Here is a 23504-nt window from a genome sequence, read left to right as displayed (position 1 = left end):
CATGACCAGCCAGATTCGAATTGATGATCTCGACCGGGAAATCCTCAATACCCTGATGAACGATGCCCGTACCCCCTATGCCGAAATGGCCAAGCGATTCAATGTCAGCCCGGCCACAGTCCATGTCCGGGTCGAGAAAATGCGTGCCGCTGAAATCATCACCGGCACCGAAGTGATCATCAACCCCAAACTGCTCGGCTACGACGTGTGCTGCTTTATCGGTATCAACCTCAATGCCGCGCGGGACTACCACTCGGCACTGGCCAAGCTCAATGAACTCGACGAAGTGGTCGAGGCCTATTACACCACCGGGGCGTACAATATCTTCGTCAAGTTGATGTGCAAATCGATAGAAGAATTGCAGTACGTGCTGATTGACAAGCTGCAGGCTATCGACGAAGTCCAGTCAACCGAAACCCTGATCTCGCTGCAAAATCCAATCAACCGCAACGTCCACCCCTAACCATCTGCGATTGTTCTGCGCCAACAAAAAGGGCCTGCACGCTAGTGCAGACCCTTGCTATCACAGTCAGTAAGTAAAGACTTACCTTGTGTTTCACACCGGCTATTCGCCGAGGTTATCCAGCTCTGCCTGACGGGCAGCGGCATCTTCAGCCAGCCATTCAGCAACAGACTTGGCAAAGTAGGTCAAGATACCATCGGCACCCGCACGCTTGAAGCACAGCAAGGACTCCATCACCGTTTCGCGCTCTTTGAGCCAACCGTTCTGGATCGCCGCCATGTGCATCGCGTACTCACCCGAGACTTGATAGGCAAAAGTCGGAACCTGCAGCTCAGTTTTCACCCGTCGCACCACATCTAGGTATGGCATACCCGGCTTGACCATTACCATGTCAGCGCCTTCGTTGACGTCCATGGCCACTTCATGCAGCGCTTCATCGCTGTTGGCCGGATCCATCTGGTAGGTCTTCTTGTCACCCCCCTTGAGGTTACCTGACGAGCCGACCGCATCACGGAACGGACCGTAATAGTTAGAGGCATACTTGGCAGAATAAGCCATGATTTGGGTATGCACATAACCGGCTTCTTCCAGCGCTTCGCGGATTGCACCGATACGGCCATCCATCATGTCCGACGGCGCGACAACGTCAGCGCCGGCTTCGGCATGAGACAGGGCCTGCTTGATCAGCACGTCAGTCGTGACATCATTGATCACATAACCATCTTCATCGATGATGCCGTCCTGACCATGAATAGTGAACGGGTCGAGAGCAACATCGGTGATCACGCCCATTTGTGGTACATGTTCTTTAAGCAGGCGTACCGCTCGCTGGACCAGCCCTTCAGAATTGAAGGCTTCCGCAGCACAGGTCGACTTAAAGTCTTGCGATACCACCGGGAACAAGGCAATCGCAGGCACACCCAGCGTGGCCAGGTACTCGGCTTCCTGAAGCATCAGGTCAATAGACAGACGCTCGATCCCCGGCATAGAATCGACGGTTTCTCGACGGTTCTTACCCATCAGGATAAACATCGGGTAAATCAGGTCATTCACAGAAATCTGATTTTCGGCCATTAAACGGCGGCTAAAATCATGCTTGCGCATGCGACGCATACGGCGTGCCGGAAACGCGCCCTGGATAGATACAGACACTGCATACTCCTTTTTGGGTTAAATCGCTTTACTTGGATCATACCACCGTCATTCAGTGGCTGTTGATCCGATATTAAAAAATGCCTGGGTGGTAACATACGCATGGGCCATCACCTGCTCGGCTTGCTGACCGCGACACTCAGCAATCACGGTCGCGATATGGGGCAAGAACTTGGGCTCATTGCGGCTCGATTTCGGCTTGGGACGGTAATCTCGCGGCAGCAGGTAAGGGCAGTCGGTTTCCACCATCAAGCGGTTATCTGGGATGTCGGCAACAATCTCACGCAGCTCGGTACCGCGGCGCTCGTCACAGACCCAGCCGGTGATCCCGATGTGCAAGTCCAACGCCAAGCAGTCCTGAAGCTCTTGCCGAGTACCGGTGAAGCAATGCAGTACCGCTGCCGGCAGCTTATCCCGCCACGGCTTGAGAATAGCCACAAAGCGTTCATGGGCATCACGGCAGTGCATGAAAACAGGCATATTGAGCTCAGCGGCCAATGCCAGCTGGGCCTCGAATACCGCTTCCTGCTGCGGTCTTGGGGAGAAATCACGGTTGAAATCAAGTCCACACTCACCAATGGCCACCACTTCTGGGTGAGCCGCCAGCTCGCGGATCTCGGCCAGCGCCAAGTCTTGGACGCTTTTGGCATCATGGGGATGCACACCGGCGGTGCTGTAGGTATAGCCCGGCCACTGACGGGCCATCACTACGGCCTGTCGGCTTTCTTCGATACTGGTACCGGTAAGAACAAGGCCGTGGACACCCGCTGCTTTGGCGCGTTCCACGACCTCTTCACGGTCTTTATCAAACCGGCTGTTAGTCAGGTTTACCCCGATATCAATCATCGTTGTTCCCACTTATTTTCTAAGCAATGGGAACAACTTAATGAATATCGCTACGTTTTGCTATCACCCTTTGTAAATTTTCGGGTTAAAGACATCACGCAACCAGTCACCCAACAGGTTGATCACCAGCACCAAGGTGATCAGAACCAGTCCAGGGAAGGCGGTGATCCACCATGAGCCTGAGAAGATATAGTTAAAGCCGATACTGATCAGCGAGCCCAACGACGGCTGGTCGACCGGCAAGCCTAGACCGAGGAAGGAAAGAGCGGCCTCTGACATGATGGCATTGGCAACCTGTACGGTTGAAATAACCAAGATCGGTGACAAACAGTTAGGCAAGATATGGCGGAACATGATCCGCGGTGCCTTAAAGCCCATCACCTTTGCCGCTTCAACGTATTCTTTCTTTTTCTCGGCCAATACCGAGGCCCGTATCGTCCTTGCATACTGCGGCCATTCGGCAATACCGATAATCACCACCAGCATCACCACCGCATACTGGGCAAACAGCTCAGCCCCCAGTGCGGTACGGAAAATGGCCGAGACAATAATGGCCACCATCATGGTCGAGAACGATAGCTGGACATCCGCAAATCGCATCAGGAAGCTATCCACCCGGCCACCGAAGTAACCTGCACTCAAACCGATAACCACCCCGAGTACCAACTGCAGGCCAACGGCCAGCAAGCCGATCGTCAGCGACAGGCGGGAACCATATAGAATGGTAGAGAAAATATCTCGTCCCTGATCATCGGTCCCCAGCAGGAACCGGCTATCTCCCTCTTCCATCCAGGAAGGAGGCAGCTCTGAGTCCATGATATCAATGGACGACAAGTCATAGGGGTTAGTCGGGGCAATCACCGGTGCCAACAATGCTGACACGGCAAAGACCATAAACACCGCAAAGCTAAACATCGCCACTTTGTCTTTACGGAAATAATAGAGAAAATCTGACTGCTTGAAACGCTCCCAACGGCTTGGGGCAGCGGCGGTTGTACTACTCATAACTTACTCTCCCTTGCCAGTCAGGTTTACAGTCGGGTTTACTAGGCCATAAAGCAGGTCAACAATGGTATTGGTGACGACAAAAATAAGGCCAACGAAAATCACATAGGCGGTGATCAACGGGGTATCGACCCGGTTAATCGCTTCAAGGAACAAGAGCCCGGTCCCTGGCCATTGGAAGACTGTTTCCGTCAAAATGGTGTAGGCGACCATGGTACCGATTTGTACCCCGCCCACTGTCAGCACCGGCAGCATGGTATTTTTCAAGGCATGCTGGTAGTAAATTTTATTCATTGCCAGACCCTTGGCCTTGGCAAACTTGATGTATTCAGAGCTCAGCACTTCGAGCATTTCAGAGCGTACCAAGCGGATAAACAGCGGCAGCATGATAGATGCCAGCGCGATGCACGGCAGCACTAAGTGACGTATACCGTCAAGGGTAAAGTAGCCCGACTCCCAACCAAGGACATTGGCAGTCTCGCCTCGCCCGTAGGAAGGCAGCCAGCCGAGCTCTATCGAAAACACATACATCAACATGATGGCGGTCAAAAAGACCGGTATCGAGATCCCGATGCTACTGAAAGCCATCACGGCCTTGGTAAAGAAACTATTGGGGTGGATTGCCGAATAGACCCCAAGCGGGATCGACACCACGATAATGATCAGAGTCGCCCCAAATACCAGTTCCAGGGTTGCCACCAGCTTATCGAGGATCACCTCAGCAGCTGGCCGCTTGAAGAAATAGGAAGTGCCCAAGTCACCTTGCAGTGCATCACCGACAAAACGGCTGTACTTGGTAATAAACGGATCGTTAAGACCCAACTCGTCGCGAAGTTGTTGACGTTCAGCTTCTGATACAGACTGTCCCACCAGCTCACGCAGCGGGTCGCCAAGGTTATCCTGAATGGCAAATGCCACCAGACTGATCACAAACATCACTATCAGTGCCTGAAACAGGCGCTTGACCAGAAACGTAAACATTCCCTGCCCCTTTTTTCATCCATAAAAATCAACACCGGCACTAACGCCGGTGTTGGCAAGCCTACTGGTTACCCAGCAGGCCGATACTGTTACTCATCAACCACTAGATCACCGAAGTACGGGAAGTTCATCGCGTTGACAATAGGCTTGATGTTCAGCTTGCTGCTTGCACCCCAAGCCAGGTTCTGCCAGTGCAGAGGAACAAAGGCTGCATCGTTGTAAAGGGTAGCTTCAACCTGCTGTAGCATCTGGGCACGCTTAGCCGGATCCGTTTCTACATTTGATTCCTCAACCAGCTTGTCAACTTCGGCGTTCGAGTAGTAGCCACAGTTGTACTGACCCTTACCCGTCTCTTCGTTACGCGTCATAGTGAGGAACTCAGAGAAGTTCGCCGAGTCTTCAGTATCCGAATGCCAGCCGATCATCATCATATCTGCCGCACAGACATCAAACTCAGGCCAGTACTGGGCTTTAGGCAGCGTCTTAAGATCGACCTTGATACCAATCTTCGACAGCATTGCCGCAGCAGCCTGCGCCACCTTGGCATCGTTCACATAACGGTTGTTCGGTGCCATCATGGTCAGACGGAAGCCATCTTCATAGCCGGCTTCTTTCATCAGCTCCTTGGCTTTCTTCACATCAAAGCGCGGTACTAGCTTTTCATCGTAACCAGCGTAACCTTCTGGGCCCTGCTGGCCAGCCGTCGTTGCGAAGCCTCGCATGATACGCTGGACAATACCGTCATTGTTGATGGCATGGACAATGGCCTGACGAACACGTACGTCCTTCAACGCTTCATTCGAGTTTTGGTTCATCTGAAAAGTGATCAGTCGGGTACCCGAAAGGGTCACCAGATCCACATCTTTCGCACCTTCTACGCGTTTGTGGTCGTTCGGTGCAACCGGTGCAATCATGTCCACACCACCTGACAGCAACGCAGCAACACGGGTTGCGTCTTCTTTAATCGGTACCAGCGTTAGCTTATCGACGTTGCCTTTTGATTCCTTGTCCCAGTAATCAGCAAAACGTACGAAGTCAACCTTCACACCCTGCTCACGAGCTGACACGATAAAAGGACCGGTCCCCGAGACATTGGTCGATGCAAAAGAGCTACCGTGCTTAACCACCTCAGCTTTATCTTTACCGCCTTCGGTTTGGCCGGTGTAGAACTTGCTGTCCATCGGGAAAATGTAGGTCGCAGTCTGCAGCACCAATGGGTACGAACCTTTAGAGATCAGCTCAACGGTATAATCATCGACTTTCTTCAACTCGGTGTACGGTTCGAAGATGGCCTTGAAATCGGGTGACGACTTCAAACGATTGAAAGTCCATACCACATCATCAGCCGTCATTTCGTTGCCAGAGTGGAACTTCACGCCTTTACGCAAGGTAAATTGGAACGTCTTGTCATCAACGCGCTTCCAGCTCTCCGCCAAGCGAGGTTCAAAGTCAAAATCCTGGGTGTAGCGTACCAATGGGTCAAAGACCATATGAGACATCTGCAGCGTACCGCCAGATAACTGCTCATGTGGGTCAAGCGATACCGGGTCAGCATCATAGGCGACTTTGATATCGGCAGCGGCGGCACTAAAGCTCAGGCCGGCAGCCATTAGGGCAACGGCCAACTTGGTCTTGATGGTTTTCATTGCATAGCTCCTTTATGCGGGGAGGTAACTCCCTTGCTGTTGTGTTTGCTTTTGTTGTGTCCAGTGCCGCTGCAAGCAGCGGCATCAAATGGTTAAGCTAACTTCAGTCCTTCCTGGCTCAAGCCCTTGAATTCTGGCATTAGCGAGATAAGCTGTCGGCTGTACTCATGCTGCGGCGCGGTGAACAACTGTTCGGTCGGGGCGACCTCCAGCAAGGTGCCCTTCTGCATCACACCGATGCGATCACACATCTGGCGGATCACCGGGAGATCATGACTGATAAACAGCATGGTCAAGTTCAGCTCATCCTGAAGATCTTTGAGTAGGTTGAGAATCTGCGCCTGAACCGAGACATCCAGCGCCGACGTCGGTTCGTCACAAATCAAGAGGCGGGGACGGGTAGCCAATGCCCGGGCAATCGAAATCCGCTGACGCTGACCACCAGAAAATTCATGCGGGTACTTCACTCCGGATGCACTCCCCAATCCTACGTGGTCGAGCAGATCATTTACGATTTGACGCGTCTGGCTGTCACTTTCGGTCAGTTTATGGAAACGAATAGGTTCAGCGATAATATCGGCAACCTTCATCCGCGGGTTCATAGAGGTATAAGGGTTCTGGAACACCATCTGCATCTGGCGACGCAACGGACGACGCTCGGCTTCACTTTTCAGTGCAGTCAGGTCGACGCCTTCAAAAGTGATTTTACCGGTGTTAGGCGGGTACAGACCGGTGATCGCTCGGGCGATGGTCGACTTACCGGATCCCGACTCACCCACCAAGCCGAAGGTTTCACCCTCAAAGATCTCAAAGCTAACATCATTATTCGCCTGAACGTATTCACGACGACTTTCGAAAAAAGAATCCTTGGTGACAAAGCGCAGGTTAACATTCTCGACCTGCAGCAAGGCGCCAGTATAACTGCGTTGATCTTCACTTTGTCCCAGCCAATGGTTTTTCACATCAAGCTGGCTCATTTCCTGGGCTTCTTCGATATAGCTCACCTGCGGGAAGCGTTTGAGCTTGATATCCGAACGCGGCACCGCCGAAATCAGGCTTTGGGTATATGGGTGATTCGGGCGGCACAACACCTGCTCCGTCTCACCGATTTCCACCAAATCACCGCGATACATCACAGCAACCCGATCGGTTACGTTGGAAACAACCCCCATATCATGGGTTACCAACATGCAGCCGACGTTTTTCTTTCTACATAATTCACGAATAAGGTTAAGGATCTGATCCTGAATTGACACATCCAACGCCGTCGTAGGTTCATCGGCGATGATCAGATCGGGTTCGCCCGCCAAAGCAATCGCAATCACTACCCGCTGACGCATACCGCCTGAAAACTGGTGCGGATACTGCTTGATACGCAACTCCGGCTGCGGGATCCCGACTTGCTCCATCAAGTTAATGGCCCGCTTCACCGCCTCTTCCTGACTGACTTTCAGGTTGGTAACAATTGTCTCGGTCAGCTGTTGCTCAACCGTAAACAGAGGGTTGAGCGAGGTCATCGGATCCTGGAAGATAAAACCGATCTTCGAGCCGCGCACCGAGCGCATCTGCTCCGGTTTCAATCCCGAGATCAGTTCGCCATCAAGGTAAACATCGCCACTCGCCACCCGGCCCGGAGGGCTGAGCAAATCAATCACCGCATTGCCCACGGTCGACTTACCGGCACCGGACTCACCGACCACACCAACAATCTCCCCTCGCTCTATCGAAAACGAGAGCGATTTTACTGCCGCATGAACCCCATGTCGTGATGGGTATTCGATACGCAGGTTTTTCACATCCAATAAAGCCATTACCAGACCCCAACTGCTCGGCAGTGTTCTGCCCTGTCTGAAAAATTGAATCCCTTCTTTCAGCATAATTTGCTGAATATATGTTCAGGACATAATCTGTCAAATATTTCACAAAAAATCAACAACGCACAAGTAAAAACCAGTAATACGAATAAAAAAAGAATAAATAATCACATTATAAGAAAGAAGAGTAAGAAAAAAGGAGCAAAAATAGATTTAACCTCTGCGCATAACACAGACAACCAGTAGTGAAAGCCACTGCAAATCCAGTTATATGATATAGCTAACACTTTTTAATTTTGCATAAATATACAAAAAACAAAAATCAAAGATTAACAAACCAGAAACAAATGCCGTTCAATTACCATAATCTGAATCTATATCTCGCATAACACTTACAAAATAGAAGGGTAAGCTGTAACAAAACATTATTGGCAGTAGATCACACTATCAAGAAGAGGGGATATTGAGTCCAATAGCAGCAAAACCACGGCTAAGGGGGAAGTCGTAGATAGGCAAAGAAACGAAAAAAGCCCCGTCATTTCTGACGAGGCTTTCTAAGAATGGGGTGGCTAACGGGATTTGAACCCGCGACAACCGGAATCACAATCCGGGACTCTACCAACTGAGCTATAGCCACCATTGTTTGTGGTTAGTTAAAAGGGTGAAATTCCGATTAACCAAATACATCTCTAGGATGTATAAAAGCCTCGCCGTTTCTGACGAGGCTTTCGAAGAGTGGTCGGTGAAGAGGGATTCGAACCCCCGACCCTCTGGTCCCAAACCAGATGCGCTACCAAGCTGCGCTATTCACCGACAAAATTCTGTTTACTTGGTTTTGCTCCAAGAGGATAACCCTCTGGTCCGCTATTCCCAAGAGCCATGATGCACTATCAAACTAGGCTATTCACGACAAGTGCTTCAATAATGAAGTCTTTAATAATGGGGTGGCTAACGGGATTTGAACCCGCGACAACCGGAATCACAATCCGGGACTCTACCAACTGAGCTATAGCCACCATTGTAAGTGGTCGGTGAAGAGGGATTCGAACCCCCGACCCTCTGGTCCCAAACCAGATGCGCTACCAAGCTGCGCTATTCACCGACTTAATTCTGCTGAGGTTTTCACCCCTAGATACTGATATTATAATCAATACCTTTAAATATGGGGTGGCTAACGGGATTTGAACCCGCGACAACCGGAATCACAATCCGGGACTCTACCAACTGAGCTATAGCCACCAATGTTACTTTTGCCGATACGATCCTGTCCGGAATGGCGCGCCCGAAAGGATTCGAACCTTCGACCTTTGGCTCCGGAGGCCAACGCTCTATCCAGCTGAGCTACGGGCGCATGCCCTATCGGCGGAGGTGAATATTACGGATCGGGGACCTCCTCGTAAAGTGTTTTTTTTGGTTTTTTTCTCGTTCGCTGCAAATATAGGCAAATAACTGTTGATTCGCATCATACAAAAGCAGCCCCCTAGTTTATCACGGCGAAAATAGGCGATATACTCACGTTGTTTTTACAAATTAAACATTCTGTAAATAATCTCTGCCTTGTCTCAACAGTTTGACTAACAACAAGCACGAAATAAGACTGTGGCAATAGCACATAATGATCTGGAAGTGTAAAGGTGAGCTCAATGGAATTTTCTCTTCGACAACTTATGGTAGCGGCCGTTGCTGCCCTGGCATTGACCGGCACTGCAGTGGCAGCCGATATGTCAGATGAAGCGATCGCAGAACGTATCAAACCGGTAGGCTCCGTTTACCTTGAGGGTGATGCCCCTGCAGGCCCTGTCGTGGCTGCCGGCCCTCGTAGCGGCGATACCGTCTACGGTACCTTCTGCGCAGCATGTCATGGAACTGGAGTAATGGGCGCACCAAAGATTGGTGATTCAACTGACTGGAGCCCTCGCCTTGCCAAAGGCAATGATGTACTGGCTGACCACGCCATTAACGGCTTCAATGCCATGCCAGCCAAGGGATCATGCATGGACTGTAGCGATGACGAAATCATTGCCGCCATCGACCATATGATCGAAGGGCTGTAATTCAACTCTCTCCCCGACAACGAAAAAAGCGAGTGCCAACCGGCCCTCGCTTTTTCTTTATATGCTGCCTTGTCCTGAAATACGCTTGTCAGCGCTATTTCTTAAACATCGCCCGGATATTGGCTATATGGGCCTGGCCCTTCTGCATCCGCTGCTCCTGGGTCATTGGCTTTTTATCAGCCTCCCACTCCAGATCATCTTGCGGCAACTCAAACAAGAACCGGCTTGGTTCGGGTTTGATTAATTCACCGAACTGACGACGCTCCTTGCACAGGGTAAAGGTCAGCTCCTTCTGGGCACGAGTGATCCCCACGTAGGCCAAGCGACGCTCTTCCTCGACATTGTCTTCATCAACACTGGTTTGGTGAGGCAAAATCCCCTCTTCGCTGCCAACCAGGTAAACATAAGGGAACTCCAGGCCTTTCGAGGCATGCAGGGTCATGAGCTGAACCTGATCGGCATCATCGTCGTCTTCACCCCGCTCCATCATATCGCGCAGGGTCAGACGCTGAACCACTTCCTTGAGGGTCTTCACTTCCTGATCGTAGTTATCACCTTCAAGGTCAGCAGTGATCCAGCTATACAGATCCGAGACGTTCTTCATTCGCATCTCGGCCGCTTTCGGACTAGGCGATGTCTCATACAACCAGTCTTCGTAATTAATATCCCGCACCAACTGACGCACAGCTGCGACAGTATCGCCACGCTCGGCATTATCGGATAACTCGACCACCCAACGGGTGAAGCGCTGCAAGGACTCCAGACCACGGCCCGACAAATGCTGCTCCAGCCCCATTTCGAAGCTGGCGGCAAACAGGCTCTTACCTCGCATATTGGCATAGGTACCGAGCTTCTCCAGTGTCACTGGGCCGATTTCACGGCGTGGGGTGTTGACGATACGCAGGAAGGCATTGTCATCATCCAGATTGGTCAGCAGGCGCAGGTACGCCATGATGTCTTTGATCTCGGCCCGTGAGAAAAACGAGGTACCACCGGAAATTTTATAGGGGATCCGGTTTTGCATCAGGGCTTTCTCGAACAGCCGCGATTGGTGGTTACCACGGTATAAGATGGCATAGTCCTTATACTGGGTGTTGTTCAAGAAACGATGGGCAATCAATTCCCCCACCACTTTTTCCGCTTCATGCTCTTCGTTCTTGGCGGTGATCACCTTCAGCATCTCACCGTCAGGGATCTCCGAAAACAAGCTTTTTTCAAACACGTGCGGGTTGTTGGCAATCAAAATATTCGCAGTACGCAGAATACGGCTGGTCGAGCGGTAATTCTGCTCCAGCTTGATAACCTTCAGGCTAGGGAAATCTTTGCTCAGTTGAACCAAGTTTTCCGGCTGGGCACCACGCCAAGAATAGATAGACTGGTCATCATCGCCAACCACAGTAAAGCGGGCACGTTCACCCACCAGCAACTTAACGAAAATATACTGGCTGGTATTGGTATCCTGGTATTCATCAACCAGCAGGTAGCGGATCTTGCTCTGCCAACGCTGACGAACCTCTTGGTTATCACGTAGCAACAACACCGGCATCAAGATCAGATCATCGAAGTCCAAGGCGTTATAGGCTTTCATCTGCCTCTGGTACATCTCATAGCAATAGGCGAACATCTGATCGCGTTCACTTGAGGCATGCGCCTTCGCCTCTGCAGGCGACAGCATGTCATTTTTCCAGTTGGAAATCGTCGACAATAACTGTTTAAGCAAATCCTTATCGCCATCAATCTGCTGCTCGGTCAACTCCTTGAGCAAGGCCATCTGATCTTGGTCATCGAACAGTGAAAAACTCGCCTTGAGACCAAGTGATTTGTATTCACGGCGGATAATATTGAGTCCCAGAGTATGGAAGGTCGATACCATCAACCCCTTGGCTTCCTGCTTGCCAAGCGTCTGTCCGACCCGCTCCTTCATCTCTCTGGCTGCCTTATTGGTAAAGGTCAATGCCGCAATGTTACGGGCTTTGTAGTCACATTGCTGAACCAGATAGGCAATTTTATTGGTGATCACCCGGGTTTTTCCCGAGCCAGCGCCGGCAAGGACCAAACTCGGTCCAGCGACGTATTTTACCGCTTCGTTTTGCCTTGGGTTCAGTTTCATTGACTTATCCTATGTTGATCATCGGTCAGCAGGCGCATTGTAGCGGGTTCACCGCCATTGTCTATTCGCCTACCTATTAAGCCTGCTTATCCGGACGATATAAAAAATTGCTTGCACATATAATCAGGCACCATAAAATGATGAATGAACATTCATTCACCATCTTTATTTACAACTGCCTTTTATGAGTGACAAGAAAAAACGCATTCTCCAGGCAACGGAAACGTTACTGGCAGAACATGGCTTTCACGGAATTTCGATGCAAATGGTGGCCAAGGAGGCAGGGGTGGCCGCAGGGACGATTTATCGCTACTTCGAAGACAAAGATGATCTGTTGCACCAGCTTCATGATCACATTTTGGCTCATGTCGCGAACAAAATCAGCCAGAACGTGTCAGATGACATGCCGTTACAGCATAGGTTTCGCACTATGTGGTTAAACATCTGGAACATGGCGACTCAGGAAGATGCCCCATTGATCAACCGTGGCCAATTCGAGAATCTACCCCGGCGCGAAAGCCATGAACAAAAATTATTAGAAAAGAAAATGTTCGCCAAGGTGAATACGTTATTCGAGGAAGGGAAGGCTTCTGGCCTGTTCAAAAACCTCGATAACGAACTCTTGAGCGCACTAAGCCTTGAGCCAAGCGCTTGCTTGGCTCGCAAACATATAAACGGCATTTACAAGGTCAATGATGACGCGCTAGAAGCAGCCATCAAAGCCTCATGGGACGCCATAATTCAGCATTAACATTACATTAGCTAACTTCGGAGCACACCCAACAATGAAAAAATGGATAGTGATGCTACTGATCGCGATTCTGCTTTTTGGCAGCGTGATTGGTTTCAATCTCTTCAAACAACAAAAAATCGCCGAATACATGGCCAGCATGCCTGAGCCAGAGTTTCCGGTCACAGTGACTACCGCCGATCCGGGCAATTGGGTTCCAGCCATCGAAGCGATCGGCTTTATCGAACCAAACCAAGGCGTCACCATTACCACCGAAGTTGCAGGCGTGATCCAAACTCTCGACTTTGAATCCGGTGCAGCTGTCAAAGCGGAACAACAGCTACTGGCGCTGGACTCCGACGTTGAAGCCGCCAACCTGAAAAGCACCCAGGCTCGCCTTCCAGCCGCCAAGGCCAAATATGAACGCTACCGCGGCCTATTCAAGAAAGGGTCTATCTCCAAAGAAGCCTATGATGATGCCGAGGCGTCGTATTTCTCACTGGTTGCCGATATCGAAAGCCTGAAAGCGACCATTGAGCGCCGTACGATCAAGGCTCCGTTCGACGGTGTGGTCGGCCTACGTAATGTATTCCTCGGGGAATATATTCAGCCGGGCACCGATGTAGTGCGCCTAGAAGATACCTCACTAATGAAGTTGCGCTTTACGGTTCCCCAAACCGATATCTCAGATATTCACTTGGGTCAGGACGTTGAAATCTTTGTTGATGCCTATCCGGAGACCCCATTTAGCGGCAAGATCAGCGCGATTGAGCCCGCGGTGAACTACCAGAGCGGTTTGGTACAAATCCAGGCGGATATCCCTAACAACGAAGGTCAGCTTCGTAGCGGTATGTTTGCCCGTGCCCACATTATCCTGCCGACGCTGGAAGACCAAATCATCCTGCCACAGACAGCAATTACCTATACCCTGTATGGCGATAATGTCTATCTGGCCGGTGAGGATGAAAACGGTGTCCTTCGGGTTACCCAATCCGTCATCAAAGTCGGTGAGCGCAAAGGTAACAGTGTCCATATCCTAGAGGGTGTGAAAACTGGTGATACCGTGGTCACCTCTGGGCAAGTACGCCTGAGCAACCACGCCAAAGTCCGTGTGGTAGAAAGCAACTCGCTGGAAGCCCCAGCTGAAACCCCAATGCTGTGATCCGGAGGATACATGCGCTTTACAGATGTTTTTATTAAACGTCCTGTGTTAGCGGTATCGATCAGCTTTTTGATCGCCCTTCTTGGCCTGCAGGCAATCTTCAAAATGCAGGTCAGGGAATACCCTGACATGACTAATACCGTAGTCACGGTTACTACCAGCTACTACGGCGCCAGTGCCGATCTGATCCAGGGTTTTATTACCCAACCATTGGAACAGGCCATCGCACAGGCTGACAATATCGACTTCATGACCTCATCATCGGTGCTCGGTTCATCGACCATCACGGTCACCATGAAGCTGAATACAGACCCGAATGCGGCTCTGGCAGATATTCTTGCCAAGACCAACTCGGTCCGTTCCCAGTTACCGAAAGAAGCAGAAGATCCAACCGTGACCATGTCGACGGGATCGACAACAGCGGTAATGTATATCGGCTTTACCAGTGATGAATTGGTTTCAAGCCAGATCACCGATTATCTAGAGCGAGTGATCAACCCGCAACTATTTACGGTCAACGGTGTCTCCAAAGTCGACCTGTACGGCGGGATGAAATATGCCCTTCGCGTGTGGTTGGATCCGGCCAAAATGGCGGCCTACAACCTCACGGCAACAGACGTGATGAACGTTCTGAACGCCAACAACTACCAGTCCGCCACCGGACAGGCGACGGGTGAATTCGTGCTGTACAACGGTACGGCCGATACCCAGGTCAGCAATACCGACGATCTGGAAAAACTGGTCGTATCCACCAAGGAAGGTCAAGTGATCCGCCTCGGTGATATCGCCAAGGTGTCACTGGAGAAGAGCCATGATGTCTATCGTGCTTCTGCCAACGGTGAAGAGGCCGTTGTAGCAGCGATCAACGCCGCGCCAAGTGCTAACCCGATCAACATTGCCGCCGATGTCTATGAGCTGTTGCCGGAACTTGAACGCAACATGCCAAGCAACATCTCGATGAACATCATGTATGACTCGACCATTGCGATTAACGAGTCCATCAATGAGGTTATCAAGACCATTGCCGAGGCAGCATTGATCGTACTGGTCGTGATCACCTTGTTCCTCGGCTCGTTCCGTGCGGTTATTATCCCGATTGTGACCATTCCGCTCTCGCTGATCGGCGTTGCCATGGTAATGCAGGCATTTGGTTTCTCGTGGAACCTGATGACTCTGCTGGCCATGGTATTGGCTATCGGTCTCGTGGTTGATGATGCAATTGTGGTACTGGAAAACGTCGACCGTCATATCAAGGAAGGGGAATCGCCGTTCCGTGCAGCGATTATCGGTACCCGTGAAATCGCCGTGCCGGTTATTGCCATGACCCTAACGCTAGGTGCGGTATATGCGCCTATCGCGATGATGGGCGGGATCACCGGCTCACTGTTCAAGGAATTTGCCCTCACTCTGGCCGGTGCGGTATTCGTCTCGGGGATCATCGCCCTGACACTTTCACCGATGATGTGTTCGAAAATGCTGAAGGCCAATGAAAAGCCAAGCAAGTTCGAAACTACAGTGCACCATTTCCTGGACCGCATGACCAACCGCTACGAGAAAATGCTTGGCGGGATCATGAAAATGCGCCCGGTGGTCATTGTCTTCGCACTACTGGTATTCGGTGTTATGCCTGTGCTGTTCAAGTTCATCCCGAGTGAACTGGCACCGTCGGAAGATAAAGGCGTACTGGTTATGATGGGCACCGCCCCATCAAATGCCAACCTCGATTATATCGAGAACACCATGGGCGAAGTGAACCGTATGCTGGTCGAACAGCCAGAAGTCGCCTTTGCTCAGGTTTTCTCAGGGGTACCGAACTCCAACCAGGCCTTTGGTATTGCCTCGATGGTACCGTGGAGCGAACGTGAAGCGAGCCAGGCTGAAGTGGTCAAGCGAGTGACGGACTTGGTGAAGGACGTCCCGGAAATGGCTGTCACGGCATTCCAGATGCCAGAGCTGCCTGGTGCGGGCTCAGGCTTGCCAATCCAGTTCGTGCTCACTACACCGAACAGCTTCGAGAGCCTATTCCAGATCAGTAGCGATATTTTGGGTAAGGTAAAAAGTAACCCAATGTTCGTCTACTCGGATCTCGATCTGAACTACGACTCGGCAACAATGAAGATCAAGATCGACAAGGACAAGGCCGGCGCCTATGGCGTGACGATGCAGGATATCGGTATCACCCTAAGTACCATGATGGCCGATGGTTATGTCAACCGTATCGACCTCAATGGTCGCTCTTACGAGGTGATCCCACAGGTAGAGCGTAAGTACCGCCTTAACCCTGAATCACTCAAGGGCTACTATGTCCGCGCCGCTGACGGTAATGCAATCCCGCTGGGTAGCTTGGTGACTATCGACGTTGTGTCTGAACCGCGCTCGCTGCCACACTTCAACCAGCTGAACTCTGCAACTGTCGGTGCCGTTCCTGCTCCGGGTGTTGCGATGGGTGATGCGATCAATTGGTTCCAGAACGAAGCAGCCAGCACCCTGCCTTCAGGCTACCAGTATGACTTCATGGGTGAAGCCCGTCAGTTTGTGACCGAAGGTAATGCGCTGTACACCACCTTTGCCTTGGCATTGGCGATCATCTTCCTGGTTCTGGCTATCCAGTTCGAATCGCTACGCGACCCACTGGTTATCATGGTCTCAGTACCGCTGGCTATATGCGGTGCCCTGATCGCCTTGGCATGGGGCGCAGCCTCGATGAATATCTACTCGCAGGTCGGCCTGATCACCCTGATTGGTCTTATCACCAAGCACGGTATCTTGATTTGTGAAGTCGCCAAAGAAGAGCAGCTGCACCACAAAAAAGACCGAACGGCAGCCGTCATGGAAGCGGCGAAAATTCGTCTGCGTCCAATTCTGATGACCACGGCTGCAATGATTGCCGGTCTGATCCCGCTGCTGTACGCCACCGGTGCCGGTGCGGCCCAGCGCTTCAGTATCGGTATCGTTATCGTTGCCGGTCTGGCTATCGGTACGGTATTCACCTTGTTTGTACTGCCGGTGATTTATTCTTACCTTGCGAGCATTCATAAGCCGCTGCCAGTCTTTGTCGAGGATAAAGACTTGGAAAAGCTTAAGCGTGCTGATGAAGCACGCAATGCCCTGAAAGAAGCGCACGATTGCTAATCGAAATACAGTGAACAAAGAGGCCGTTTTTAACGGCCTCTTTTATTTTGTACCAACAGCAACGACAATCCTGTTATATTTGAATAAAATAACGACAACAGATGAAATGCCGTTACGGAGTTAACTAAGCTATGTTTGATCCAAAGAAACTTGAGCAAGTGGCCAAGCAGATCCAGGATTCCATGCCTCAGCCAGTCAAAGAGTTGGGCAACGATGTAGAACAGAAAGTTCGCCAAGTGATCCAAGCACAGCTTGGTAAACTGGATGTTGTCAGCCGTGAAGAGTTTGATGTACAGACCCAGGTCCTGCTGCGTACCCGTCAGAAGCTATCAGCGCTTGAGCAGAAGCTCGATGAGCTAGAAGGCCGCATGGCACCAAAGGCAGATGCCGAGCAGGAGTAACCTTGCGAAATTGCCAACAAAAAGCCCGGATAATCATCCGGGCTTTTTTTATACTTGGCTTTGGGGGAAATTAGCCGCCCACTGCGATGCGCTTCATGTCTGTCATGTAGCCGCGCAATTCTTCACCGATATACTCAACCGGGTGGTTGCGGATAGTATCATTCACTGTGATTAGCGTTGCGTTATCAACCTGGTTCGATGTCTCACCTAGGCCCTTACCGATCACGTCCGTGCCTACCGATGGCATGAACTTCTCACGCAATAGTGGCGTGGCAACATTGGCAAACAGGTAATTACCGTATTCAGCGGTATCAGAGATCACCACGTTCATCTCGTATAGGCGCTTACGGGCAATGGTGTTGGCAATCAGTGGTAGCTCGTGCAGTGACTCATAGTAAGCCGACTCTTCGATAATGCCTGAAGCGGTCATGGCTTCGAACGCCAGCTCAACCCCAGCGCGCACCATCGCAACCATCAAGATGCCGTTATCGAAATACTCTTGTTCCGAGATCTCTACGTCACTATCTGGGTAGTTTTCAAACGCCGTTTCAGCCGTCTCGCCACGCCAGCCCAATAGGTTAACATCATCATTAGCCCAGTCAGCCATCATAGTACTAGAGAAGTGGCCAGTAATAATGTCATCCATATGCTTGTTGTAAAGCGGACGCATAAGATCTTTCAGCTCTTCAGAAAGCTCAAAGGCTTTCACTTTTGCAGGGTTAGACAGGCGATCCATCATATGGGTGATACCACCGAACTTCAGTGCTTCGGTAACCGTTTCCCAACCGAACTGTAGCAGCTTACCGGCATAACTCGCATCGATACCATCAGCAATCATCTTCTCGTAGCAAACAATTGAGCCTGCTTGCAGCATGCCACAAAGGATAGTCTGCTCACCCATCAGGTCAGATTTTACTTCAGCAACGAAAGAGGACTCCAATACGCCAGCACGGTGACCACCGGTTGCTGCAGCCCATGCCTTGGCAATCTCAAGACCATCACCCTGAGGGTCGTTTTCTGGGTGAACCGCGATCAGTGTTGGCACACCAAAGCCACGCTTGTACTCTTCACGGACCTCGGTGCCCGGACACTTAGGTGCAACCATGACAACAGTAATATCAGGGCGGATCTGCATGCCTTCTTCAACAATGTTGAAACCATGAGAGTAGCCAAGGGAAGCACCTTGCTTCATCAGTGGCATTACTGTTTCAACCACATTGGTGTGTTGCTTGTCCGGCGTTAGGTTAACAACCAAATCCGCTTTCGGGATCAGCGTTTCGTAGCTACCTACTTCAAAACCGTTTTCTTTCGCATTCTTGTAAGATTGGCGCTGCTCGTCGATAGCAGCCTGGCGTAGGGCGTAAGCCACATCAAGGCCAGAGTCGCGCATGTTAAGACCTTGGTTCAGGCCCTGGGCACCACAACCGACGATAACGACTTTCTTGCCTTTAAGGTAATCAGCCTCGTTGGCAAACTCGTTGCGATCCATGAATCGGCAACGACCTAGTTGATCTAATTGCTGGCGAAGATTTAGGGTATTGAAATAATTAGCCATAACAGCAAACTCCGTGAATTCTATTCCTTGGGTCGACAGTACTTGTCGAATAATCCGATAGTAGATCACGCAGTAAATTGCGCAAAGTGATATATTCACAATAAGTCATTGCAAAAAGTGCAACATGGAAGATGAACATAAAAACCTTGCAGTTATTCCTTCACCTGTGCGAGTCGAAGAGCTTTAGCCAGACTGCTCAGGCCATGCATATCAGCCCATCCGCCCTCAGCCGGATCATCCAGCGCCTCGAAGAAGACTTAGGCCAAACCCTGTTCGTCCGTGACAATCGAAGTGTCGAACTCACTTCTGCCGGCCAAACCCTCTTGCCAACAGCCGCACTCATTGTCTCGAATTGGCAGGAAGTCAAAGCTAAGCTTGCTGATCATCACCATAAACTACAAGGTAAGCTAAAACTCTTTTGCTCCGTCACCGCCAGCTATAGTCACCTGCCCGATATTCTCAACCGTTTCCGTCAACTCTACCCCCAGGTTGAAATCCAACTGCTCACCGGCGATCCCGCACAAGCTATTGATAAAGTTCAGCAGGATGAGGCCGATATAGCCATTGCAGCCAAACCAGACTCCTTACCGGGTAAAATGACTTATATCGAGCTCGACAATGTCTCACTGTCGGTTATCGCTCCGCTTCTCCCGCCACCGAGCCTGCAAAAAGCCTTGTCTGAGCCGCCAAACTGGGCCTGTCTGCCATTTATCTTACCGGAATCAGGCACCGCAAGGGATAAGGCTGATCGATGGTTAAAAAACAAAAAAATAAAGCCCAATATTTATGCCCAGGTCGGCGGTCACGAAGCGATTGTTAGCATGGTAGCCCTAGGCTGTGGCGTGGGAATTGCCCCTGATGTGGTGATTGAGAACAGCCCGGTAGGCAATAAGGTCAAACGGTTAGAAAAAGAGAAGGTACAGCCGATGCAATTGGGACTGTGCTGTAAACAAAGCCGACAAAATGAACCCTTACTTTATGCGCTACTGAATCTTTTTGGCTGCAATTAATTTATCAATGGAATAATAATAATGTCCCAACCAATCTTAACTCATTCGTACTACTCTGATTTTTATGCAGCCAAAGGCTACGACTTCCTAAAGCAAATTGCGCAATGCTATAACACACCACAGAAGCTTATAATTTTCTCAGTCATGCACTGCTACGAAGGCTCGCTGCCTTATATCAATGTCCTAGCAGAGCTTGCCCACCAATTAGTTTTTATCCCCAAAGGGGCAACGGACAGTGGTAACAGCACGATTAAAGCCACAATAAAGAAACTACCAAGTTGTACTATTGCCAATAATGCAATAACCAAAGAGCACCTTAGGGATCCCCTTGCAGCCGAAGACTTTATCCGCCAACACATCGAGGCGGACAGCAAGTTCCTTCTGCTCGATCACGGCGGTTACTTCTCTCACGCCATCGAACACCTTGGCAACGTCTTTCAAGAACAACTCGTTGGCATCACTGAACTCACCGCCAATGGCTTGTACAAGTACCTTAACCGCAACTTGAACCACCCACTGGTCACTGTCTCCCACCTCAGTATCAAGGCTCCTGCTGACTACGAGGCTTCAGAGTGCATTGTTCATTATTCCGATCAGATCCTGCGTGAAGAGTTTGGCTTGAAACTCAATAACGACGGGTTTCTCAAGGTGGGGGTTATTGGTGCCGGTAACCTTGGCTGTGGCGTGATTCAATACCTTAAGGGTAAAGCTATTGGCAATATTCTTGTCGCAGATATTGACCCAAGAAGGCTGACCCAGTTTCCCCGCAACGGCGTACAGGTCAGCTCAATAGAGCGATTGCTCAACGAGTGTAATTTGATCTACTGCTGTACGGGTAATGGCGCGATCCCAGAGCACCACCTTGATACCATCAATGACAACACCTTCATTGCCACGGTGACCTCGGCCGATGATGAGCTCAATCTGCCAAGCCTGATAGCCAATGGCGCGCTAATTGAGGTAGGCGGAAATAAATTGATCCGGGAATATCAGACGCGGCAAGGCCATCGCCTTTACCTTCTTGCCGGCGGTGAATCTGCCAATACCCCGTTCAAAACCGGGATGGGTGATCCTACTCTGTATTTATTCGAAGCTGCGCACATGTTGGCAGGGCTACAGCTACTTTGCCAGCCAGAAGATTTCAAACCGGGGATCCAGCCATTAAACGAGAGTGACGAGACCGCCATTGCCGAACACTGGTTACGGCACTTCTATAACTACCAGTAAGGCTGATATAACTTTCAGATATGCAAGCCCGAGTCTTTCGACTTGGGTTTGGTATATGCATCGCGCTTAGCAGCGCATACGCACCCTCCATACAGTCCATGCACCCCGATATGGTTTTTATATCAAACAGTTTTGAAAGCCTATTTACCCATTTCCTGCAAAATAAAAACCTTCTCGCATTTCTTCTTTTCTATTCGTATACTCGTCGCATTTTAAGTCAATGCAATATTTTCAATTTAAGACAACAACTTATCATCATAAATTCAAATGATGGAGATCTTAAAATGAAAGGACTCAGATATCTTCTACTACCTTTGATAATCGGATGTAATTCGCAAGATTCAGAAGTTAGATTAAGTATTTACCCACTCACAAGCACCAATATTAATTCTGACAATACAGAGTTAACTGAATTTGTCGCGGCCACCAAAGGCTATGACATAGTAGGGCTAGGTGAAATGAGCCACTTCGGTTCAAAAGCTTTCAGCTTACGGGCACGAATGATAAAAGCGATGCATCAGGAAAGTAATTTAGATGTCGTCGCCGTTGAAGCAGGGCTTTATGATGGTTTGGTAGCTTGGCAAAATTATCTAACTCAAAAGCAAACTTTACTGGATGCGGTTACTGGCCCTGATGCAAACTATATGTTTGGGCATCGACTCAGCTTAGAAATGGCAGATCTATTTAACTATGTAAATGACATTGACCAACAGGGTAGCAATCCACTTATCCTTACGGGCTATGATGCACGAATCAACAGCGATCCAGGCTGTAGTATCATGTTTGATGAGTTGGCCTACTACCTCAACAAGAACAACCTGCATGTCAGTGATTTTGAAAGCATCAAAAACTTAGCACCGAAGGCAATGTGCTCCTGGTACTATCCACATGACCCTTACAGCAAACAAGATCACAAAAGTCTTGTCCCCAAGCTTAAAGAGTTACAAGAAGTGCTTGCCGCACAAAAATCAGTGGAAACCATTCCCCCCTATAACCCAAGCCAGCCACGCCCTTTTCGCCAATACGCCTCATTCTGGCTACAAATTGCCAAGAGCTTAAATGCTCATGTAAAGTTTATTCATCACAATTTTGCTCATAAGATTACTGATGCCCAGTCTGCTGAAAACCTCCTCTGGCTGAAAGAGGAATGGTTTCAAAACCCCGGTCAAATATCGATCTGGGCTCACAACTCCCATGCAACCCCTTACTTTGGCTCATCCGTAATCGATGCAATAAACCTAAGCTATCCTGATATTTCGACTTACAGTATGTTACAGCTCACTTATGGTGGCTATATTGCAGCCCAGACTCCGGATACTTCCAAATGGGAATCAGAGAAAATTGCTATTCACTCACCAACAGGCTCATTAGAACAGAGGCTTTATACGGCTGGATATCCCGATAGCTTTATCGATCTTAACTCTCCCGCAGGAGCAGCACTCGAAGGTGTTCCTAATGGCGTAGATAGTATTTTGTTTATCCCAGAGGAAAAACCGGCAACACCAAGGTGGTAATAAATACCGATAGAAAAATAGTACTGCATAAGTGATAGAAACTATTGGTATCAACCAACAGAGTGAAGGGTTATGTAAAGCGGGGCTCATTCGACCGTAGGGCGAACATATCCGACAGATGTAAAAAAGCCCGAGTCTTTCGTCGGGGACGCCTAGTCTCGGGCTTAGTATAAGCGGCTGGGCCGGCACTCCGGTGGGACTCAACGCGCACGGCCAGTGCCGCGACTAAAGTGCGCAGCACTTTTAGGGCGCACAGAATGCAAAAAAGCCCCGCTATTTCTAGCGAGGCTTCTTAATAAGTGGCGGAGCGGCCGGGCTGGCGCACCAGCGGGACTCATTCGCCTGCAAGGCGAACATATCCGACAGGTGTAAAAAAGCCCGAGTCTTTCGACTCGGGCTTAGTATAAGTGGCGGAGCGGACGGGACTCGAACCCGCGACCCCCGGCGTGACAGGCCGGTATTCTAACCAACTGAACTACCGCTCCACACGGTGATAAACATGTTCATGTCTATCCGATACACGTCGTTCAATACGTATATCTAAATTGGAGCCTGGCGATGTCCTACTCTCACATGGGGAGACCCCACACTACCATCGGCGCTATTACGTTTCACTACTGAGTTCGGCATGGGATCAGGTGGGTCCATAATGCTATGGTCGCCAAGCAAATTCTGTTTATTCACCGCCCCCCGGGCAGCAAA

Annotated in this window: 17 protein-coding genes, 7 tRNA genes and 1 rRNA gene; 9 read left to right on the top strand and 16 right to left on the bottom strand. The window is 50.2% G+C overall.

What is annotated here, in order from left to right:
- Nucleotide 1 precedes the first annotated feature (1 nt).
- Nucleotides 2–463 (top strand): transcriptional regulator AsnC, encoded by a 462-nt coding sequence (asnC, locus tag L4D79_RS26115; RefSeq protein ID WP_428655980.1) that lies wholly within the window; start codon nucleotides 2–4, stop codon nucleotides 461–463.
- Nucleotides 464–565: 102 nt separating this feature from the next.
- Here the strand turns inward: asnC and hemB are convergent, their stop codons facing one another.
- The 12 genes from hemB to L4D79_RS26055 form a co-directional block, all read right to left on the bottom strand.
- Nucleotides 566–1615, bottom strand: a complete 1050-nt coding sequence (hemB, locus tag L4D79_RS26110; protein WP_428655978.1) for a porphobilinogen synthase — start codon at nucleotides 1613–1615, stop codon at nucleotides 566–568.
- A gap of 48 nt (nucleotides 1616–1663) precedes the next feature.
- Complete coding sequence (tatD, locus tag L4D79_RS26105; RefSeq protein WP_428655976.1) at nucleotides 1664–2461, bottom strand: 3'-5' ssDNA/RNA exonuclease TatD; 798 nt, start codon at nucleotides 2459–2461, stop codon at nucleotides 1664–1666.
- A gap of 63 nt (nucleotides 2462–2524) precedes the next feature.
- The gene (locus L4D79_RS26100) at nucleotides 2525–3466 is read right to left on the bottom strand and encodes an ABC transporter permease (protein ID WP_428655974.1); all 942 of its coding nucleotides are present in this window, start codon (nucleotides 3464–3466) and stop codon (nucleotides 2525–2527) included.
- 3 nt (nucleotides 3467–3469) lie between these two features.
- The gene (locus tag L4D79_RS26095; RefSeq protein WP_428655972.1) at nucleotides 3470–4447 is read right to left on the bottom strand and encodes an ABC transporter permease; all 978 of its coding nucleotides are present in this window, start codon (nucleotides 4445–4447) and stop codon (nucleotides 3470–3472) included.
- 89 nt (nucleotides 4448–4536) lie between these two features.
- Nucleotides 4537–6093, bottom strand: a complete 1557-nt coding sequence (locus L4D79_RS26090; RefSeq protein ID WP_428655969.1) for an ABC transporter substrate-binding protein — start codon at nucleotides 6091–6093, stop codon at nucleotides 4537–4539.
- 92 nt (nucleotides 6094–6185) lie between these two features.
- On the bottom strand, nucleotides 6186–7904 hold the full coding sequence (locus L4D79_RS26085) for an ABC transporter ATP-binding protein (RefSeq protein WP_428655967.1): 1719 nt from the start codon (nucleotides 7902–7904) through the stop codon (nucleotides 6186–6188).
- A gap of 564 nt (nucleotides 7905–8468) precedes the next feature.
- Nucleotides 8469–8544, bottom strand: a tRNA-His gene (locus L4D79_RS26080).
- A gap of 99 nt (nucleotides 8545–8643) precedes the next feature.
- Nucleotides 8644–8720, bottom strand: a tRNA-Pro gene (locus L4D79_RS26075).
- A 127-nt stretch (nucleotides 8721–8847) separates the two neighbouring features.
- A tRNA-His gene (locus L4D79_RS26070) sits at nucleotides 8848–8923 on the bottom strand.
- A 9-nt stretch (nucleotides 8924–8932) separates the two neighbouring features.
- A tRNA-Pro gene (locus L4D79_RS26065) sits at nucleotides 8933–9009 on the bottom strand.
- 61 nt (nucleotides 9010–9070) lie between these two features.
- Nucleotides 9071–9146, bottom strand: a tRNA-His gene (locus L4D79_RS26060).
- A 35-nt stretch (nucleotides 9147–9181) separates the two neighbouring features.
- Nucleotides 9182–9258, bottom strand: a tRNA-Arg gene (locus tag L4D79_RS26055).
- A gap of 292 nt (nucleotides 9259–9550) precedes the next feature.
- Between L4D79_RS26055 and L4D79_RS26050 the strand changes: the two genes are divergently transcribed.
- A complete protein-coding gene (locus L4D79_RS26050; RefSeq protein WP_428655964.1) occupies nucleotides 9551–9961 on the top strand; it encodes a c-type cytochrome in 411 nt (136 codons plus the stop codon).
- A 94-nt stretch (nucleotides 9962–10055) separates the two neighbouring features.
- On the opposite strand, the gene rep is transcribed toward L4D79_RS26050, so the two are convergent.
- Nucleotides 10056–12071: a DNA helicase Rep gene (gene rep, locus L4D79_RS26045; RefSeq protein WP_428655962.1), complete on the bottom strand. Its 2016-nt coding sequence runs from the start codon at nucleotides 12069–12071 to the stop codon at nucleotides 10056–10058.
- Nucleotides 12072–12255: 184 nt separating this feature from the next.
- Between rep and L4D79_RS26040 the strand changes: the two genes are divergently transcribed.
- From L4D79_RS26040 to ubiK, 4 genes are all read left to right on the top strand, one after another.
- Nucleotides 12256–12822, top strand: coding sequence for a TetR/AcrR family transcriptional regulator (locus L4D79_RS26040; protein ID WP_428655960.1), 567 nt, complete (start codon nucleotides 12256–12258; stop codon nucleotides 12820–12822).
- 34 nt (nucleotides 12823–12856) lie between these two features.
- Entirely contained in the window at nucleotides 12857–13963 is a 1107-nt protein-coding gene (locus L4D79_RS26035; protein WP_428655958.1) for an efflux RND transporter periplasmic adaptor subunit, read from the top strand.
- Nucleotides 13964–13975: 12 nt separating this feature from the next.
- On the top strand, nucleotides 13976–17095 hold the full coding sequence (locus L4D79_RS26030; RefSeq protein ID WP_428655955.1) for a multidrug efflux RND transporter permease subunit: 3120 nt from the start codon (nucleotides 13976–13978) through the stop codon (nucleotides 17093–17095).
- 131 nt (nucleotides 17096–17226) lie between these two features.
- Nucleotides 17227–17496: a ubiquinone biosynthesis accessory factor UbiK gene (ubiK, locus tag L4D79_RS26025; RefSeq protein WP_428655953.1), complete on the top strand. Its 270-nt coding sequence runs from the start codon at nucleotides 17227–17229 to the stop codon at nucleotides 17494–17496.
- A 70-nt stretch (nucleotides 17497–17566) separates the two neighbouring features.
- Here the strand turns inward: ubiK and ilvC are convergent, their stop codons facing one another.
- Nucleotides 17567–19051, bottom strand: coding sequence for a ketol-acid reductoisomerase (ilvC, locus tag L4D79_RS26020; protein ID WP_428655951.1), 1485 nt, complete (start codon nucleotides 19049–19051; stop codon nucleotides 17567–17569).
- A gap of 131 nt (nucleotides 19052–19182) precedes the next feature.
- On the opposite strand from ilvC, the gene ilvY reads away from it, so the two are divergent.
- From ilvY to L4D79_RS26005, 3 genes are all read left to right on the top strand, one after another.
- Complete coding sequence (gene ilvY, locus L4D79_RS26015; RefSeq protein ID WP_428655949.1) at nucleotides 19183–20061, top strand: HTH-type transcriptional activator IlvY; 879 nt, start codon at nucleotides 19183–19185, stop codon at nucleotides 20059–20061.
- A 21-nt stretch (nucleotides 20062–20082) separates the two neighbouring features.
- Nucleotides 20083–21288: a Rossmann-fold NAD(P)-binding domain-containing protein gene (locus L4D79_RS26010; protein WP_428655947.1), complete on the top strand. Its 1206-nt coding sequence runs from the start codon at nucleotides 20083–20085 to the stop codon at nucleotides 21286–21288.
- 284 nt (nucleotides 21289–21572) lie between these two features.
- Nucleotides 21573–22802 (top strand): erythromycin esterase family protein, encoded by a 1230-nt coding sequence (locus tag L4D79_RS26005; protein ID WP_428655945.1) that lies wholly within the window; start codon nucleotides 21573–21575, stop codon nucleotides 22800–22802.
- A gap of 408 nt (nucleotides 22803–23210) precedes the next feature.
- Here the strand turns inward: L4D79_RS26005 and L4D79_RS26000 are convergent.
- Nucleotides 23211–23287, bottom strand: a tRNA-Asp gene (locus L4D79_RS26000).
- A gap of 65 nt (nucleotides 23288–23352) precedes the next feature.
- Nucleotides 23353–23468 (bottom strand): 5S ribosomal RNA (gene rrf / locus L4D79_RS25995).
- Nucleotides 23469–23504: the final 36 nt, after the last annotated feature.

This window comes from Photobacterium satsumensis (assembly GCF_050336935.1).
In the GTDB taxonomy this organism is placed as follows: Bacteria; Pseudomonadota; Gammaproteobacteria; order Enterobacterales; family Vibrionaceae; genus Photobacterium; species Photobacterium satsumensis.
This window is presented reverse-complemented; position numbering and strand designations above follow the sequence as displayed.

Excerpts from the sequence above, each read along its gene's own strand:
- rep (WP_428655962.1), bottom strand. The coding sequence starts at position 12,071 with ATGAAACTGAACCCAAGGCAAAACGAAGCGGTAAAATACGTCGCTGGA.
- L4D79_RS26035 (WP_428655958.1), top strand. The coding sequence starts at position 12,857 with ATGAAAAAATGGATAGTGATGCTACTGATCGCGATTCTGCTTTTTGGC.
- tatD (WP_428655976.1), bottom strand. The coding sequence starts at position 2,461 with ATGATTGATATCGGGGTAAACCTGACTAACAGCCGGTTTGATAAAGAC.
- L4D79_RS26010 (WP_428655947.1), top strand. The coding sequence starts at position 20,083 with ATGTCCCAACCAATCTTAACTCATTCGTACTACTCTGATTTTTATGCA.
- L4D79_RS26090 (WP_428655969.1), bottom strand. The coding sequence starts at position 6,093 with ATGAAAACCATCAAGACCAAGTTGGCCGTTGCCCTAATGGCTGCCGGC.
- L4D79_RS26085 (WP_428655967.1), bottom strand. The coding sequence starts at position 7,904 with ATGGCTTTATTGGATGTGAAAAACCTGCGTATCGAATACCCATCACGA.
- ilvY (WP_428655949.1), top strand. The coding sequence starts at position 19,183 with ATGAACATAAAAACCTTGCAGTTATTCCTTCACCTGTGCGAGTCGAAG.
- L4D79_RS26030 (WP_428655955.1), top strand. The coding sequence starts at position 13,976 with ATGCGCTTTACAGATGTTTTTATTAAACGTCCTGTGTTAGCGGTATCG.
- ilvC (WP_428655951.1), bottom strand. The coding sequence starts at position 19,051 with ATGGCTAATTATTTCAATACCCTAAATCTTCGCCAGCAATTAGATCAA.
- ubiK (WP_428655953.1), top strand. The coding sequence starts at position 17,227 with ATGTTTGATCCAAAGAAACTTGAGCAAGTGGCCAAGCAGATCCAGGAT.
- L4D79_RS26040 (WP_428655960.1), top strand. The coding sequence starts at position 12,256 with ATGAGTGACAAGAAAAAACGCATTCTCCAGGCAACGGAAACGTTACTG.
- L4D79_RS26095 (WP_428655972.1), bottom strand. The coding sequence starts at position 4,447 with ATGTTTACGTTTCTGGTCAAGCGCCTGTTTCAGGCACTGATAGTGATG.
- L4D79_RS26100 (WP_428655974.1), bottom strand. The coding sequence starts at position 3,466 with ATGAGTAGTACAACCGCCGCTGCCCCAAGCCGTTGGGAGCGTTTCAAG.
- asnC (WP_428655980.1), top strand. The coding sequence starts at position 2 with ATGACCAGCCAGATTCGAATTGATGATCTCGACCGGGAAATCCTCAAT.
- L4D79_RS26050 (WP_428655964.1), top strand. The coding sequence starts at position 9,551 with ATGGAATTTTCTCTTCGACAACTTATGGTAGCGGCCGTTGCTGCCCTG.
- L4D79_RS26005 (WP_428655945.1), top strand. The coding sequence starts at position 21,573 with ATGAAAGGACTCAGATATCTTCTACTACCTTTGATAATCGGATGTAAT.